The organism is Streptococcus sp. 'caviae' (assembly GCF_001937065.1).
GTDB lineage: Bacteria > Bacillota > Bacilli > Lactobacillales > Streptococcaceae > Streptococcus.
Genome location: NZ_MOWR01000004.1, coordinates 12,216 through 27,943, shown reverse-complemented (window position 1 = coordinate 27,943; position 15,728 = coordinate 12,216). Strand labels below are relative to the sequence as shown.

Here is a 15,728-nt window from a genome sequence, read left to right as displayed (position 1 = left end):
AATAAGACTAGGAAAACCCAGTCTTATAAAAGATTTATTTCTTCTTTTTAGCCTTTGCTTTAGCAGCTTTTTGCTGTTTATTCATTTGACGGACCACTTGCTGCACTTTCGCTTCGCTTGGTTTTTGTCCCATCTGGCTCATCATGTTGCGAATAACATCTTCATTGAGCGGCGGATTTTCTTCTAAATATTTTTCCATTTGCCTGCGGGCAATAAAAGTACCTCCGACAAGTCCTGCCAACAGGGCAATAATAATTAATACAATCCAAAGAAAAGTGTTCATTTTTGTTCTCCTAAATTTTTTACATGAATATTATATCAGAATTGAAAGCCTTTCACAAATAAAATAGCATAAAAGGACTAGAGCGAAAAGCAGCCTTTTTCGCTCTGGCTCTCAAATCCTTACTCATCAAAATTAAATCCATACAGGGTTGCAAAATAATCCTCCGGCGTCTCTGCACGGCGAATCATTTGAGCTCTTCCATCTTCCTGGAAAAGAATTTCTGCCGACCGCAGGCGGCCGTTGTAATTGTAGCCCATCGAAAAGCCATGGGCTCCTGTATCATGGATAACCAGAGTATCACCAATGCGTGCCTCAGGCAATTCCCGCTGCTTGGCAAATTTATCATTGTTTTCACAGAGCGAACCAACCACATCTACAATTTGCGGCTGTCCGTCAGGGTTGCTGATATTGGTGATATGGTGATAAGCATCATACATGGCTGGGCGAAGCAGATTGACAGCACTGGCATCAACACCGACATAGTTGCGGTAAGTTTTCTTACGGTGTAAAACTTTTGTCACCAAAAGACCATGAGAAGCCAGCATAAAGCGTCCAAGCTCCGTGTAGATGCTGATGTGGCCCAAGCCGTTTGCTGCCAAAATCTCATCAAAGACACGATGGACGCCCTCACCGATAATTGCAATGTCATTCTGCCGGTCAGCTGGCGTATAGTCCACACCAATACCGCCTGAAAGGTTGATGAAATCGAGGCTAATGCCAAGTTCTTGCTTGATTTCAACAGCAAGATTAAAGAGCTGAGCGGCTAAAGTCGGATAGTAGTCGTTAGTCACTGTATTGGAGGCCAAGAAAACATGCAAACCAAAAGATTTAACGGCCTTAGCTTTCAAGTCCTTATACCCTTGGAAAAGCTGCGCTTTGGTCATCCCAAACTTAGATTCTTCCGGATTGTCCATGATATCCGTGCCCAGCGTAAAGACGCCGCCAGGATTATAGCGAAGTGAAACGGTTTCCGGAAGCCCGGCTGCTTCTTCCAAAAAGGCAATATCTTCGTAGGCATCAAGGTTGATGGTTGCTCCAATTTCACGCGCATAGGCAAATTCAGACGGACGCGTATCGTTGGACGTAAAACTGATAGCGCTGCTGTCAAAACCGACTTTGTGGCTCATGAGCAATTCCACGTCAGTTGCACAGTCAACACCGCACCCCTCTTCCTGTAAAATTTTAAGGATGGTTGGATTAGGGGTCGCCTTAACAGCAAAAAATTCCTTAAACCCCGGATTCCAGGCAAAGGCTTTATTCACAGCACGGGCTGTCTCACGAATGCCTTTTTCATCATAAAGGTGGAAAGGGGTCGGAAACTGCGCTGTTATCTTATCTAACTGTTCTTTTGAAATAAAGGGTGTTTTCATAGCATCTCCCAAATTAATATTTTTATCATTATACCATAAAAAAGAACCGGGCAAAACTCTGTCTCCCAGTTCACATCGCATTTGCTGAATTAAAAACTGTCTAAATGGCAAACCTCAGCCATCAATACAGTGGGATAGGATCAAAAAAAGCGGGACAGGCAGCCATCACAGCTGTTTGTCCCGCTCTCTCCTGCGGTTTTAATCGTTTCTGCCAAAGATACGCAGTAAACTGAGGAATAAATTGATAAAGTCTAAGTAAAGGCTAAGTGCCATCGATACGGCCCAGCCATCGCCGACATTGCCGCCGGTATGTTCATAAACACGTTTAATCAGCTGATTGTCATAAGCAATGAGCCCTGAGAAAATCAATACTGAAAGAATACTGATAATATAGCTCATAGCTCCGCTGCCAATGAAGATATTGACCACACTGGCAATAATGATGCCGATTAGAGCAGCTATCAGGGCCTTAGCCATACCTGACAAGTCTTTTTTCACTGTAAAGCCGATAAGCGACATAGCAAAGAAAACTGCCGCTGATGAAACAAAGGCCTGCAAGACTGTTGTCTGCGCATAAAGAGCAATGATAAAGCTAAGTGTAAAGCCATTCAAAGCTGAATAAGTGAGAAAGAGCGGCAAAGCTGCAGGGCTGTTCTTACGGGCAGCATTGCTTGCAATAAAGACGAGAGCCAGTTCCCCAAAAATAGCCAGATAATAAATCCAGACAGCGTTGGTCATGATAGCTATCATATTATCCCGAAAAACATAGAGCATCAGATAGGAGACCAAGGCCGATAAGCCAATTCCCATTCCGACCAGGCTGTAAATTTTGGCGAAGAAACTGCTGAGTTTACTGTCGCTCTGTGTATAAATTGTGTTGTTGTCCATTTGCTTTCTCCTAAAATTTTCTAATGATTGTGACTGCCCAGAAACTTGCGGCGCAGGATACGGCGCTTCTGCCATTTATTGCGCAGAGGCGTCATCGCTTCCTTAACAGCCCAATATTTATCAACCATAGTCACGATATAGCCTTCTTTATAGCGAGGCGGAGCGATCGTAGCTCCCCACATGTGCTTTAAGATAATATCTTCTTCTCTTTTATTTAGCTTAGTTACTTTGCGGGCGTTCTTGACAGCGATTCTAGGGTGTACCCAGGCATGTCCCTTATTAAATTTGGTATCGCGCCAATCATAATAAAACAAATCATGCAAAAGCCCCCCGCGGGCCGTGCTTCTCGCATCCCAGCCAAATTTTTTGGCAATCTTATAACTGGTATAACTGACATTGATGGAATGCTCGGAACGTGTCGAATGCTGATGCTGAACAATCCCATCCAGCTTTTTAAAGCGCGGATGATTAATCAGATGTCCGACCAGCTTCATGAATTCTTCGTCCTGTTCGTATTTCTTCATGACTGTCACCTCTGTATCTATTATATCATACCAGCTTAAATTAAGCTAAAAATAATTACAGCAGCGGCGATGGCAACATTCAGACTTTCTGCCTGACCGGGCATGTTAATATGCGTTAAAATATCCGCCTGCTCAGCCATTTCGTGAGAAATTCCCTGTCCTTCATTTCCCATAATCAGCGCAAAGTTTTCGACTTTATCCAAAGTCCGGTAATCAAGCGAGTTTTCCGACAAAGTTGTAGCGATGGTTAAAGTTCCGGCTTCTTTCAGAAGCTCTATCACATCTGACAGCTTCACCCTGTAGACAGGAAGGTGAAAATGGCTTCCCTGCATGGAACGAAGTGTTTTTAAATTATAGATATCAGCCGTCTTGTCAGAAATAAAAACAGCATCAAAACCAGCGGCATCAGCCGTTCGAATCATGGTTCCTACATTTCCGGGGTCCTGAACATCTTCTAAAAGCAGGTATTTCCCAAGAAGATTTTGCGGCAGCTCCGGTCTTGGCAGGGCTATCTCAGCAACAATTCCCTGAGGGGTCTTCGAAGCTGACAGGTCTTTTAAAATGTCTTCTGAAACAATGAAAACATTGGCTAATCCATCCGCCTTAAAAGCATAATCCGGTAAAACAAAAACATTGAGAATTTCAGCTCCGTGTGCCCTGGCCTCTTCAAAAAGATGCCAGCCTTCAATCAGATAAGACTCTTTGCGGTATTTTTTTTGTAATAATTTTTTTGTTTTTTTAACCAAGGAATTGGCTTTTGAGGTTATAATAGTCATAAGGATATTATAGCAAAAAAGGAGGCAGAAGTATGCAAAAAGTCAGGTTAGTCGTTTCAGGCCGTGTTCAGGGTGTCGGTTTTCGCTACTCCACTTACAGCCTTGCTCTGGAAATAGGTGATATTTACGGCCGTGTCTGGAACAATGATGATGGAACGGTTGAAATCTTAGCACAGTCTGAAAGTCCCGAAAAGATGTCTAAATTTATTCAGGAAGTCAGAAAAGGGCCTTCCCCTTTTTCCAAAGTGACCTATGTGGATGTCAATATGGCTAATTTTGCTGATTACCACGATTTTCGAATGGCTAATTAATTTGTCTAAAAATCATGCTTAAGAACTATTGAGAATTTTAGCAAAAAACAGTAAAATAGATAGGTATTATTAAAACAAAGGAAGATTATTGTGAAAAAAACTTATAGACGACTTTTATTTTCAGGTCTGGCGCTGTCAATGCTCCTTTTCCTATCGGGCTGTGTACAGACTAAAAATGGCAAACCAACCGGCGAGGGCTGGGTCTATAACCTCTTAGTTGAACCTATGGGCAATGTTATCAAGTATCTGGCCAATGATTTAGGCATCGGTTTTGGCTTTGCCATTATCATTGTGACCATCGTTGTCCGTCTGCTCATCTTGCCGCTGGGTCTGAGCCAAGTCAAAAAAATGACCTATCAAACGGAAAAAATGGCCTATCTCAAACCTGTTTTTGATCCTATTCAGGAGCGAATGAAGAAAGCTCAGACCCAAGAAGAAAAGATGGCTGCACAGACTGAGCTGATGGAAGCTCAGCGGCACTATGGCATCAACGTATTTGGCGGGTTTGGCTGCCTGCCTATCCTGATTCAAATGCCCTTCTTCTCGGCGCTCTTCTACGCTACTCGCTATACCCCGGGAATCTCCAGCCACAGCTTCCTTGGTATCAATCTCGGTAAGCCAAGTTTACTCATTACGGTTATCATCGGAATTCTTTATTTCGTCCAGTCATGGCTGTCAACGCGCAGCGTCTCTGAAGCGCAGCAGCAGCAAATGAAGGGAATGATGCTGGTAATGCCTCTGATGATGATTTTCATCTCTATGAGCGCTCCTGCCGGCGGTGCTCTCTACTGGCTGATCAGCGGTATCTTCGGACTCATTCAGCAGCTGCTGACCAATCACATTATCAAGCCACGACTTCGCCAGCAAATTGATGAGGAATTTGAAAAGAATCCTCCTAAAGCCTTTAAATCTAATACCCGCAAGGATGTTACACCTAAAAAGGCCGCTGACAGTCAAGCTATCATGGCGCCTAAAAAGCATAAGCCTAAGCGCAATGCCGGCAAACAGCGCAGCCGAAAATAAAGTTGCGGCAAAACATCAAAGATACCTAACAAAAAATGCTTATCATTAAGCATTTTTTGTATTGCTAACTTATTTATTAAATATACCATGTCAAAGAAACTATCCAGAAAATAATAGCACAGCATAATAAAAAACCAAGAAAGCTCTCCTTTACAGCAAAGAATAATCCTGACAGGGCTTTAATCCTTTCCTGCCAGATATTACAGCTATGGTGGCTGCTTGGCAAACTATAGTAAAAAAACAGTCTGAATAAGCACGTTCAGACTGTTTTTGAATGGTTTTTTTATTTTGATTTTCTCACTTTGATGATTTCAACTTCATAGCTGCCTGCAGGAGACTCAATGGTGACCTTATCGCCGATTTTCTTGCCAATCAAGGCCTGCGCAATAGGACTTTCATTAGAGATTTTCCCGGCAAAGACATCAGCCCCGGCAGCTCCGACGATAGAATAAGTATCTTCATCTGTGGTGCCGACTTCGCGGACAACAACTGTTTTGCCAATAGCTACCTCATTTTTAGCAACAGCGTCGCTGTCAACAATCTCAGCATAACGAATCTTTGTTTCAATGCTTGAAATCTGCCCTTCAACAAAGGCCTGTTCATCCTTAGCAGCTTCATACTCACTGTTTTCTGATAAATCGCCGTAAGAACGGGCAATCTTAATACGCTCGATAACTTCCGGACGGCGGACCAATTTTAAATCTTCAAGTTCCTGCTCAAGTTTTTCCTTTTCAGCAAGCGTCATTGGATAAGTTTTTTCTGACATAGTTAATCTCTCTTTTCTATATGATAAATAATTTTAGACATGAAAAGGGAGTGGGGCAAGCTTTTGCAAACGCTCAAGCTGCAAAGCTCGCCGTCCACCCCTGCAAAGCTGACAGTCTCCAAAAAGTCCTAAGACGATTTGGAAAAATAGATCTAAAAGTCAGCTGCTGCTGTCTTTAAGGTAAGACTGTTCATATTTTTAGGCTGTCATGTAAACCACTCAGCTCTCTCATTACTCACTGCTTGAGTCTTCTATCTTCTTGTTGATATATTTTTCAACATTGGCAGAATGCTCCTCGTAAGTTTTGGCATAGTATACTTCGCCCGTTGTGACATCTGCCACAAAATACAGATTATCGGTAGACTCCGGTTCGACCGCTGCTTTGATAGCAGACAGGCCAGGATTGTCTACTGCACCGGGCATCAAGCCCTTATTCGTATAAACATTATAAGGAGACTTGATTTTAGTATTGATATTGGCATCCTCTTTCAAGGTTGTTTTCTCGCCTAATTTTCCCATTGCATAAAGAATAGCAATGTTAGACTGAAGAGGCATATCCTGATCTATACGGTTGTAGAAGACACCGGCAATTTTCTTGCGGTCATCATCTGTTGAGCCTTCTTTTTCGACAAGGGAAGCCATCGTCAAAATGTCATTGACAGATTTGCCCTGTGATTCAATGCTATCATAATAATTGTGCAGGTTGGCATCCATGGCAGCCAGCATGCTGTCAATCAAATCTTCAACACTGGTCTTTTTCTCATAAGTATAGGTAGCTGGAAACAGATAGCCTTCCAACTGATAAGTTGCCTTAGAAGCATCCGGCAGACTGCCTAAGAGTTTAGGATATTTCTTTACCATTTTGCTGATAAAAGCTTTGTCCTGAACTGTTTTTAGAAATTCCTTGGATGTAAAAGGTGTTTTATCGGTTTTTTTCTTGGTGTTGGCATTGCTGGTAACCGCCTTGGCAATCTGCTTGATCGTATAGCCCTCAGGAATCAAGACCTTCCCAAGAACAGGAGCCTGAGGCGTCGTTGTTCCTCCTTTTTGAAGGGCTTTAGCGATTTCATCCAGCGACATGCTCTTTTGCAAATTATAATAACCGCTCTGCAAATTGCCGTAATTGCGGAATTTAGTGTAATAATTGAAAACAGCTGCGTTTTTAATAACACCGGCTTTTTCAAGAATCTTGCCTATCATCCGATTGCCGGAACCATTTGGAATCTCTACCTGAATGTACTTGGAAGATTTAGCATCCAAAGGCTTGAGAGCACTGGAAACATAATAGTAACCAAAAACACCTGTGCCTATCAGTAAGACGAGGATGAAGGTGATTAAGACAGCCGAAATCTTTCTAGCCAGTCTGTTGGTTTTCTTATGGCGCTGCTGCCTACTCTGATTCAGACTGACGGCTGTATCCTGAGGGGCCTTTTTATCTTTAGAACGGTGAGGTTTTTTCGTAATTTTTGGCGCCTCCTCTTCTTCAAATTTAGGATTTTCCGCTGCTTTTTCTGCCTCGGTTTCCTCTTTAGGCTCTGGCTGAGCTTGGGACTTAGATGCCAAATCGGATACAGACAGCTCTTTGGTTTCTTCTTCAATGCTGCCTTGATGCTTTTCTATAAAATCAGCAGGCAGCTGCCAGTTTTCCGCTTCACCGTCATCAAACCAAGTTCCTGTTGTTTTAACTTTTACTTCTAAATTATTAGAAGGATCATCGGCAATAAGTGCTGCTGAATCGGCTTCAGCAGACTCAGGATTCGATTGAGCTGAATCTGTCTCTGTCTGGGCAGCTTCTGAAGTTTGCGATACTTTTGCCGGCGTCTCAGCCGATTGAGGTGTTGGCTGAACAGGCTCTTTTTTATCTGACGGGCCGCTCGAATCGGGAGAAAAAACTTCATCTAGGTTGGCTAAAACGTCGTCAACCACCTGATCTGTAATCTTTCCCTCGGGAACCGGCATCACAGCTGCCGGCTCCTCTTTTTTTGCTGTCTGACCGGATGATTCTTCAGACAGCTGAGCATTAGCAGCAGAATGATTGTCAGATATTCCCCTGTCTGGCTGCTCAGTCCTGCCTTCTCTGCGCAGGCGGCTGGCCTTCTCCATATCTGCTAAAATTTGTTCCTTAAAACTTTTCGTCTGTTGAGCTTTTTTCTTTTCTTTGTCATTAAAGATATCATCAGTCAAAGCTTAACCTCCTAATGTTTATCACAGGCTATTATAACCTAAAAACGCTTTAAAGGCAATCTTACCAGTTTTTTATTACAGCTATGTAACTAAAAATCAAGCTTCAGGATTATCCCAGACCATATTGTACCAAGTGCTGCCGCCATGATTTGACGATGAGAGGCCCTCATCTGTAAAACCATTCATTTCGTAATAAGAAATTAAATGTTCATGACAGGTCAGGCTGATGCCTAAACGCTTTTGGGCCACGGCCAGATCCTTCAGAGCTGCCAGCGATGAGAGGCCCTCATCTGTAAAACCATTCATTTCGTAATAAGAAATTAAATGTTCATGACAGGTCAGGCTGATGCCTAAACGCTTTTGGGCCACGGCCAGATCCTTCAGAGCTGCCAGCAAAGTCGTTCCAATTCCTTGTTTTTGAAATGGTTTAGACACAGAAAGACTGGTTACTGCAATGTAGCCAGACTGGGTTGGATTGGTCTGAACCGTTTGAAACAAATCATCTGTCAGGTAACGGCTCGTAATCACAGGGCCTTCGATATAGCCTACAAGCTGATCATTTTGCTCAGCTACTAAAAAGGTATCGGCTATTTTTTCAATTCGCTCTTTGATAGCTTGGGGAGAAGCTGCTTCAGCAGCTGAGAAATTTTCAGCTTCAATGCGGCTGACTGCTCCTAAATCAGCCTGCTGAACCTGTCTAATCAGCATGTTTTCTCCTTTTAGAAAAAAGGTCTTTACTGAAAAGTAAAGAAATCCTTTATATTATTGCGTATTTTTTGTCAAATTAGATAAGAGTTCTTCAAATGAACGTTCGTAAAGCTGGATATCTCCTGCTCCCATAAAGACATAGACAGCATTATCGTGGTCTAAAAGAGGAGAAACATTTTCAACAGTGATCACCTTAGCAGGTTTAATGATTTTTTCTGCCAAGTCTTCTACTTTAACATCGCCATGATCTTCCTCACGCGCAGAACCGTAAATCTGTGCCAGATAAACACTGTCTGCCTCATTTAAAGCCTGCGCAAAATCATCTAACAGCGCAATGGTCCTTGTAAAGGTGTGCGGCTGAAAAATAGCCACAATTTCTTTTGAGGGATATTTTTGCCTGGCAGCATCAAGCGTTGCAATGATTTCAGTCGGATGATGAGCGAAGTCATCAATAATAGTCGTATCGTTAATGCGTTTTTCTGAGAAACGGCGTTTAACACCGGAGAAAGTCCGCAGATGCTGAGCGACCAATTCCATATCAACACCGGCAATATACAAGTTTGCAATAACAGCTGTCGCATTAAGCACATTGTGACGGCCAAAAGCCGGTATATGAAAGCGCCCCAGCTCTTCTTGTCCATGTCTGACCTTAAAGTCAGAGCCATTGGTATTTCTCATAATATCATAGGCAACAAAATCATTATCGTCCTTAAAACCATAATAGTAAATTGGTGCCGGTGAGGTTATCTTGCGCAGGTAAGGATCTTCTCCGTAAACAAAAAGACCTTTTTTAACCTGTTTGGCATAATCGTTAAAGGCATCAAAAACATCATCTACACTTGTAAAGTAATCAGGATGGTCAAAGTCAATGTTCGTGATGATAGAATATTCCGGATGATAGGGCATAAAATGACGCTCGTATTCATCGGATTCAAAAACAAAATACTGGCTGTTAGCCAAGCCGCGTCCTGTACCGTCACCAATCAAATAACTGGTATCCGTAATATTTTTCAGGACATGAGCCAAAAGGCCTGTTGTTGAGGTCTTGCCATGAGCGCCCGCCACACCAAGGCTGGTAAACTGACGCATGAACTGACCCAAAAACTCATGATAACGTTTAAAATGATAACCGTTTTTTACGGCATAGGCAACTTCAATATTATTGTCTTCCCGAAAGGCATTTCCTGCGATAATTTCCATATCATCAGTGATATTCGCTTCGGCAAAAGGCAAAATAGCAACGCCTGCTTTTTCAAGACCGTGCTGGGTAAAATAGTACTTATCCACATCACTTCCCTGCACCTTATACCCCATTTGATGGAGCATCAGTGCCAGGGCACTCATCCCTGAACCTTTGATTCCAATAAAGTGAATGATTTTAGACATGTTGTTAATTTCTCCTCTAGTTGACATCTTCCAGACGTTCCAAGTTCAACTCCTGAGCTACATGGCGCTCACGCTGTTCCTGTTTTTCTTTCTGATTATAAATCTGGCTGGTTTTTAAAAAGTCGTAATTATTCTTTTTAACATCTTTTCTTGAAGGATTTTCTGGCTCTGAATAGTGCTTAGGCAGTTCAGCCAAAATATAAGAATCCTGATGCAGATGATTTGAAAAACGACCTAGTTCAGTCTTGGGAGCCGGTGGCTCCTTTTCAGATTGCTTGATTATTCCTTTAGAGACCGGTCTGCTATAATCAGTGGCAATGAAAGACTGACGCTTCTTTTTCAGATCCTGACGGGCTTTTTCACGGGCAATTTCAGCATAGGTTTTCCCCGCTTTTTGTGTCTTAATGCGCTCTGAAGCCACGTCCTGAGGATTAGGATTATCAGGAATAAACTGATAACCTTGAGTTACATCGTCATAAACCTTATCTTCATAAGGACCGTGAATGTTAGTGATCAGGTCTTCATTTTCATATAAATGCATTATTTTAGCAATTTCAACGACAGCCTCATCATCCGCAACCAAGGGAAATTTTCTTTTACGACCCATTAACTCACATCCTTTCTGAAACATTCCTATTATAAACTAAAAATAACAATTTTGAAAGCCATCATTCAGAAATTCCTAAAATTTCTTTAATTTCTTCGATACTCATGCTGGCACGGGTTTCATTTCCATCCAAGACGGTTGTCACCAAATTTTTCTTGCTCTCTTGCAGCTCCAAAATTTTCTCTTCAATCGTCCCCCGCGTAATCATGCGGTAAACCTCAACATTTTCCTTCTGTCCGATACGATGGGCACGGCTGATGGCCTGCATTTCCACAGCAGGGTTCCACCATAAATCAATCAGTACAACAGTATCAGCTCCGGTCAGATTGAGACCGACACCGCCCGCTTTAAGAGAGATTAAAAAGATATCCTTGCTGCCATTGTTGAAGGCGCGTGTCATCTCCTGACGCTCATTAGCAGGGGTAGAACCTGTCATCTTATAGCTGGTCAGACCAAGACTATTCAGCTCCTCTTCAGCTAAATCCAGCATATTGCGAAATTGAGAAAAGATTAAGGCCCTATGGCCGCTTTCTTTGATCTGCTGCAGCAGTTCACGCAGACTGTCCATCTTTCCGCTTTCGCCGTCATAGGACATGAAGAGTTTGGGGGTATCACAGATTTGACGCAGGCGTGTAATTCCAGAAAGAATTTCAATCTTCTGACGGTTGATTTCGGCGTCGGAGGATTGCCGGATATTGTCCTGCATTTGGCGGAGCTGCGCTAAATAAATGGCCTTTTGACTGTCTGCCAGTTCATTGCGGTAGTTAATTTCCGTTAAATCAGGAAGCTCCGGCAAGACATCTTCCTTGCGGCGCCGCATCACAAAAGGTTTAATGTAGCGGGCAACTTTTTGCGGTTCCATTTTTAAAAATTCTTTCTTGGCCGGCAGAAGTCCCGGCAAAACAATTTGAAAAATAGACCAAATTTCTAACAGCTTATTTTCGATAGGTGTCCCAGAAAGAGCAAAGCAGTTTTTGACTTCAAAAGCGCGCAGACTCTGGGCAATCTTCGTCTGGGTATTTTTCATCACCTGCGCTTCATCTAAAATCAGATAGTCAAAATGCATCTTTTGGTAACGGTCAAAGTCCTGACGGAAGGAAGCATAGCTGGTAATCGTCACCTGATGGTTTTCAGCAATCACGTCATCTCTGACCGCCTTGAGACCGTAAGAGACAGCCACGTCTAAGTCAGGCGTAAATTTTTGGCATTCGTCCTTCCAGTTATAAATGAGGCTTGACGGTGATAAAATCAGAACCTTGGAATCCTTGCTGAGACTGCCTGTCAAAAAGGTCAGGGTCTGCAGGGTCTTCCCCAAGCCCATATCATCGGCTAAAATACCGCCAAAGCCGTACTTATCAAGCACCGACATCCATTTTACGCCTTTGAGCTGATAATCGCGCAGGCTGGCATTGACCTTGAAATCGGGAAGCTCGAATTCTTCCGGATGCCGTAAATCCTCGACCAGCTGAGCAAAATCTTCGGAGAATTGAACATTTTCCACATCCTGCAAGGCATCGGAAACCTGATAAGCAGCAAGCTTGCTGACCTTCAGATGGCCGTTAGGGAGTTTTTTCGCACGCAAGTTTTGCAGAGCACGACTGACCTTTTGTGTCTCTTCATCAAAAAGGACTAATTTCCCAGACTTACTGACAAAGTAAGAGCGATTTTCAAACAGAGCGGTCAGAGCATCATCAATATCGCCCTCAAAAATACTTGAGAAATCAAATGAAATATCCAACAGCCCTTGAGTCGTTTTAATATCAATCCTTGGTTTTTCCAGATAACGCAGGGCTTCAAGCGACGGCGAAAGCGTGACCTTGCCTACACGCTCAAAATGGTGCAGCGTTTCCGTGAAAAAGCGATAAAGTTCCTGAGCCTTCAAAGGCGGATGATAGGCTGTAAAGCCCTTTGAAAAGCCATAGCGTTCAAGAAGAGCGGTAATTTTCTTTTCCTTTTTAAAATGGCTGGCAAAAGGCAGGGCTTCTCTTTCTTCCTGGCTGGCAACCTGCACATGCCCGTAATCAAATACTAGGTGCAGTACAAGCTCCTGATTGCCGGACAAATCAAAATTAAAAATAACATCAAAATCGCGGATATCAAAGCTGGCAGGTGCATCAACTTTGCCCAGCTTTTTAAAATCCAAAAGACTGGCTGCCAGCTTTGCCTGATCTTCAAAATCAAAATAAATATGCTTAGCCAAATCCTCTTCTAAGGGCAGACTCTTAATCGCCCCAGCCAGTTTTCTTTGCTTAGGGTCAAGATGATAAAAGGTATTATGATAAAGCAGATACTGGTTATCAAAGAAAAATTTTGCGGGCTTTTCATTGATAATCAGCTCGATAGACTGACGGTGCACAACAACCTTAAAATGATAAAATTGCGCCGAACTGTCTAATTCCCTAAAATTGAGATCATGATAAACTTGCGACTCTCCTTCAAAAGAAAAGTCATAAAGATCCGTTAACAGACTGATGCCCTCTTCAAAAAAGCCACTTGGAAAGGTTAAATTGCGGGCATGATTGGGCAGCAAAAACTCTGTATTGGCAGCAACATCGGGTACAATACGCCATAAAAACTCGATAAGTTCCTGACTGGCAGCATCAAATTGTAAAAACGAGAGCGGTTCATAATAATTCTTGCCTATCTGGTAATGCGACTCTTTTTTTACAATGTTCAAAAACGCCTTAATGTCACGGATGACATAAGAACGCTTGTCAGGCAGACGGTTAATCTTTAAGGTCCACCAAAAATCTGACGAAAAGGGACTCTGACTGCCCTGAGCAGACAAACGGTACTTGACATTGTCATCTTCATTCATTGTCAGGCCGTCAAGAAAAAGGCTGCCAAAAGAGGTTTTCTCCCTTCTTTCTTCCAAATCCTGCTCGTCTGCAATCAGATTATCAGCCAGATCTTTCCCCTTAGGGTGATTTTTTAAATAGTGCTCAACAGCCGCTATATGAGGACAGTAGCCCTTTTTTCGAAACATATCACAGGAACAAAAAACAAGACTGTCTTCAAGAGTGTAGTGAACTTTGCGGTCAGCAACCTGTGCCAGCAGAAAGTTATCTTTTTCTTCTAAAATAGATACTAAATTTTGTTCGTAAAAGTCAATGCCCTTATGGCGAACATGTCCAGGAATCAATCTACTCATCTTTTTTCCGCCTTTATCCTTATCTCTTAATTATATCATATCTGTAAGGACTTTTCTTAGGTGAAAATCTCTTTTAAAAAAATAGAAAAATCTCACCTTAAGATGAGATTAATCGTTAATATTTTCTAAAACGCTGGTAACGTTCTTCCAACAAATCCGCTACATCCAGCTGTTCAAGAGCCGTTAGTTCCTCTATTAAATTGCTCTTCATCATCTGAACAATTTCACTGGAAAAGTAACCGTGTTCGGGAATAACCTTATCAATAACTCCCATTTTGAGGAGTTCACCGGCGGTAATCTTCATTAATTCAGCAGCTTCAATGGAGCGGCTGCCATCCTTCCAAAGAATAGAAGCAAATCCTTCCGGACTTAAAACAGCATACATGGTATGTTCAAGCATCCAAACCCTGTCTGCAACAGCCAGAGCCAAGGCGCCTCCGGATCCGCCTTCACCGATAATAATGGCAATAATGGGCACCTTAAGGTCGCTCATTTCCAATAAATTGCGGGCGATTGCTTCTCCCTGACCTCTTTCTTCTGCTCCGACACCGGGATAGGCGCCTGCTGTGTTAATCAGAGTAACCACAGGTCTTTTGAACTTTTCCGCCTGTTTCATCAAACGCAGAGCCTTGCGGTAACCCTCAGGATTCGGCTGACCAAAATTACGGTTCAGATTATCCTGTAAGTTTTTTCCTTTTTGAACACCGATTACAGTAACCGGCTTGCCATCTAACAGTCCAATACCGCCGACAATGGCGCCATCATCTGCAAAATGGCGGTCGCCATGCAATTCCATAAAGTCATCAAAGATCTGCTCAGCATAATCTAGAGTTGTTAAACGCGCCTGATTGCGAGCTTCTTTGAGTATTCTTGACACATTACTCATTTGCCACCTCCATGAAATGCCAGCAGTTTGGCAATCGTTTCTTTCATGTCTGTTCTTTTGACGATAGCATCAACAAAACCATGCTCTAACAGAAATTCCGCCTTTTGAAACTTCTTAGGCAGGGTTTCACGGACAGTTGTTTCGATAACACGGCGTCCGGCAAATCCAATCAAAGCTTGAGGTTCTGCCAAAATAATATCGCCTTCCATGGCAAAGCTGGCCGTCACACCACCGGTTGTAGGATCTGTCAGCACCGTTAAGTAAAAAAGACCTTCGTTGGAATGGCGTTTTACCGCTGCTGAGACCTTAGCCATTTGCATCAGACTCATAATGCCTTCCTGCATGCGGGCTCCGCCTGAGGCTGTAAAAATAACAACCGGCAGATGCTCTGCTCTGGCATATTCAAAAAGACGGGTAACTTTCTCACCAACAACCGTTCCCATTGAAGCCATAATAAAATGAGAGTCCATGATGGCAAGGGCTGCTTTTTGTCCAGCAAAGGCAGCTGTCCCTGTCATGACAGCTTCATCAAGACCGGTTTTAGCTCGGGCTGCCGCCAATTTTTTCTTATAATCAGGAAAATCGAGAGGGTCCTTTGTTTCAATGCCTGTAAACATTTCTTGAAACGAGCCCTCATCAACTGTGATCGCTAAGCGTTCCTGAGCTGAGATACGGAAATTATAAGAGCACTTGGGACAGATTTTGGCTAGGCCAAGGTCTTTTTGATAAATCATGTGTTTGCAAGCAGGACACTTGGCAAACAGCTCATCCGGGACTTCCGGTGTTTCCCGAGGTTCTGTCCTTTTAACGGATCGCTGAGGATTTATACGGATATACTTATTTTTTCTTTCAAATAAAGCCATAT

14 protein-coding genes and 1 pseudogene are annotated in these 15,728 nt (G+C 42.8%); 2 read left to right on the top strand and 13 right to left on the bottom strand.

The window, feature by feature from the left end:
• Positions 1-34 precede the first annotated feature (34 nt).
• From BMI76_RS05000 to BMI76_RS04980, 5 genes are all read right to left on the bottom strand, one after another.
• Entirely contained in the window at positions 35-283 is a 249-nt protein-coding gene (locus BMI76_RS05000; RefSeq protein WP_075346498.1) for a YneF family protein, read from the bottom strand.
• 119 nt (positions 284-402) lie between these two features.
• A complete protein-coding gene (locus BMI76_RS04995; protein ID WP_075346678.1) occupies positions 403-1,653 on the bottom strand; it encodes a diaminopimelate decarboxylase in 1,251 nt (416 codons plus the stop codon).
• Positions 1,654-1,851: 198 nt separating this feature from the next.
• Positions 1,852-2,541, bottom strand: a complete 690-nt coding sequence (locus BMI76_RS04990) for a Bax inhibitor-1/YccA family protein (RefSeq protein ID WP_075346497.1) — start codon at positions 2,539-2,541, stop codon at positions 1,852-1,854.
• A 20-nt stretch (positions 2,542-2,561) separates the two neighbouring features.
• Positions 2,562-3,065 carry an HD domain-containing protein gene (locus tag BMI76_RS04985; protein WP_075346496.1) on the bottom strand — a complete coding sequence of 168 codons (504 nt, stop codon included), beginning with the start codon at positions 3,063-3,065 and terminating at the stop codon, positions 2,562-2,564.
• A 35-nt stretch (positions 3,066-3,100) separates the two neighbouring features.
• The gene (locus BMI76_RS04980; RefSeq protein WP_075346495.1) at positions 3,101-3,841 is read right to left on the bottom strand and encodes an RNA methyltransferase; all 741 of its coding nucleotides are present in this window, start codon (positions 3,839-3,841) and stop codon (positions 3,101-3,103) included.
• A gap of 32 nt (positions 3,842-3,873) precedes the next feature.
• Between BMI76_RS04980 and BMI76_RS04975 the strand changes: the two genes are divergently transcribed.
• Complete coding sequence (locus tag BMI76_RS04975; RefSeq protein ID WP_075346494.1) at positions 3,874-4,152, top strand: acylphosphatase; 279 nt, start codon at positions 3,874-3,876, stop codon at positions 4,150-4,152.
• A gap of 90 nt (positions 4,153-4,242) precedes the next feature.
• Positions 4,243-5,175, top strand: a complete 933-nt coding sequence (gene yidC / locus BMI76_RS04970) for a membrane protein insertase YidC (protein WP_075346493.1) — start codon at positions 4,243-4,245, stop codon at positions 5,173-5,175.
• Between the two features lie 283 nt (positions 5,176-5,458).
• On the opposite strand, the gene greA is transcribed toward yidC, so the two are convergent.
• From greA to accD, 8 genes and pseudogenes are all read right to left on the bottom strand, one after another.
• Positions 5,459-5,941 (bottom strand): transcription elongation factor GreA, encoded by a 483-nt coding sequence (gene greA / locus BMI76_RS04965; RefSeq protein ID WP_075346492.1) that lies wholly within the window; start codon positions 5,939-5,941, stop codon positions 5,459-5,461.
• A gap of 231 nt (positions 5,942-6,172) precedes the next feature.
• Entirely contained in the window at positions 6,173-7,987 is a 1,815-nt protein-coding gene (mltG, locus tag BMI76_RS04960; RefSeq protein ID WP_374057270.1) for an endolytic transglycosylase MltG, read from the bottom strand.
• Positions 7,988-8,413: 426 nt separating this feature from the next.
• Positions 8,414-8,833 (bottom strand): annotated as a pseudogene (locus BMI76_RS04955) (GNAT family N-acetyltransferase); the annotation flags it as partial.
• Between the two features lie 54 nt (positions 8,834-8,887).
• Positions 8,888-10,219: a UDP-N-acetylmuramate--L-alanine ligase gene (gene murC / locus BMI76_RS04950; RefSeq protein WP_075346490.1), complete on the bottom strand. Its 1,332-nt coding sequence runs from the start codon at positions 10,217-10,219 to the stop codon at positions 8,888-8,890.
• A gap of 16 nt (positions 10,220-10,235) precedes the next feature.
• Positions 10,236-10,826, bottom strand: a complete 591-nt coding sequence (locus tag BMI76_RS04945; RefSeq protein ID WP_075346489.1) for a hypothetical protein — start codon at positions 10,824-10,826, stop codon at positions 10,236-10,238.
• A gap of 61 nt (positions 10,827-10,887) precedes the next feature.
• Positions 10,888-13,977 carry a DEAD/DEAH box helicase gene (locus tag BMI76_RS04940; protein WP_075346488.1) on the bottom strand — a complete coding sequence of 1,030 codons (3,090 nt, stop codon included), beginning with the start codon at positions 13,975-13,977 and terminating at the stop codon, positions 10,888-10,890.
• Between the two features lie 115 nt (positions 13,978-14,092).
• Positions 14,093-14,863, bottom strand: coding sequence for an acetyl-CoA carboxylase carboxyl transferase subunit alpha (locus BMI76_RS04935; protein ID WP_075346487.1), 771 nt, complete (start codon positions 14,861-14,863; stop codon positions 14,093-14,095).
• Positions 14,860-15,726 (bottom strand): acetyl-CoA carboxylase, carboxyltransferase subunit beta, encoded by an 867-nt coding sequence (gene accD / locus BMI76_RS04930; protein ID WP_075346486.1) that lies wholly within the window; start codon positions 15,724-15,726, stop codon positions 14,860-14,862. Before accD ends, BMI76_RS04935 begins: the two co-directional genes overlap by 4 nt.
• Positions 15,727-15,728 lie beyond the last annotated feature (2 nt).

What these genes read in the sequence shown, in the direction of transcription:
- BMI76_RS05000 (WP_075346498.1), bottom strand. Translation starts at nt 283, where the DNA reads ATGAACACTTTTCTTTGGATTGTATTAATTATTATTGCCCTGTTGGCA.
- BMI76_RS04995 (WP_075346678.1), bottom strand. Translation starts at nt 1,653, where the DNA reads ATGAAAACACCCTTTATTTCAAAAGAACAGTTAGATAAGATAACAGCG.
- BMI76_RS04990 (WP_075346497.1), bottom strand. Translation starts at nt 2,541, where the DNA reads ATGGACAACAACACAATTTATACACAGAGCGACAGTAAACTCAGCAGT.
- BMI76_RS04985 (WP_075346496.1), bottom strand. Translation starts at nt 3,065, where the DNA reads ATGAAGAAATACGAACAGGACGAAGAATTCATGAAGCTGGTCGGACAT.
- BMI76_RS04980 (WP_075346495.1), bottom strand. Translation starts at nt 3,841, where the DNA reads ATGACTATTATAACCTCAAAAGCCAATTCCTTGGTTAAAAAAACAAAA.
- BMI76_RS04975 (WP_075346494.1), top strand. Translation starts at nt 3,874, where the DNA reads ATGCAAAAAGTCAGGTTAGTCGTTTCAGGCCGTGTTCAGGGTGTCGGT.
- greA (WP_075346492.1), bottom strand. Translation starts at nt 5,941, where the DNA reads ATGTCAGAAAAAACTTATCCAATGACGCTTGCTGAAAAGGAAAAACTT.
- murC (WP_075346490.1), bottom strand. Translation starts at nt 10,219, where the DNA reads ATGTCTAAAATCATTCACTTTATTGGAATCAAAGGTTCAGGGATGAGT.
- BMI76_RS04945 (WP_075346489.1), bottom strand. Translation starts at nt 10,826, where the DNA reads ATGGGTCGTAAAAGAAAATTTCCCTTGGTTGCGGATGATGAGGCTGTC.
- BMI76_RS04940 (WP_075346488.1), bottom strand. Translation starts at nt 13,977, where the DNA reads ATGAGTAGATTGATTCCTGGACATGTTCGCCATAAGGGCATTGACTTT.
- BMI76_RS04935 (WP_075346487.1), bottom strand. Translation starts at nt 14,863, where the DNA reads ATGAGTAATGTGTCAAGAATACTCAAAGAAGCTCGCAATCAGGCGCGT.
- accD (WP_075346486.1), bottom strand. Translation starts at nt 15,726, where the DNA reads ATGGCTTTATTTGAAAGAAAAAATAAGTATATCCGTATAAATCCTCAG.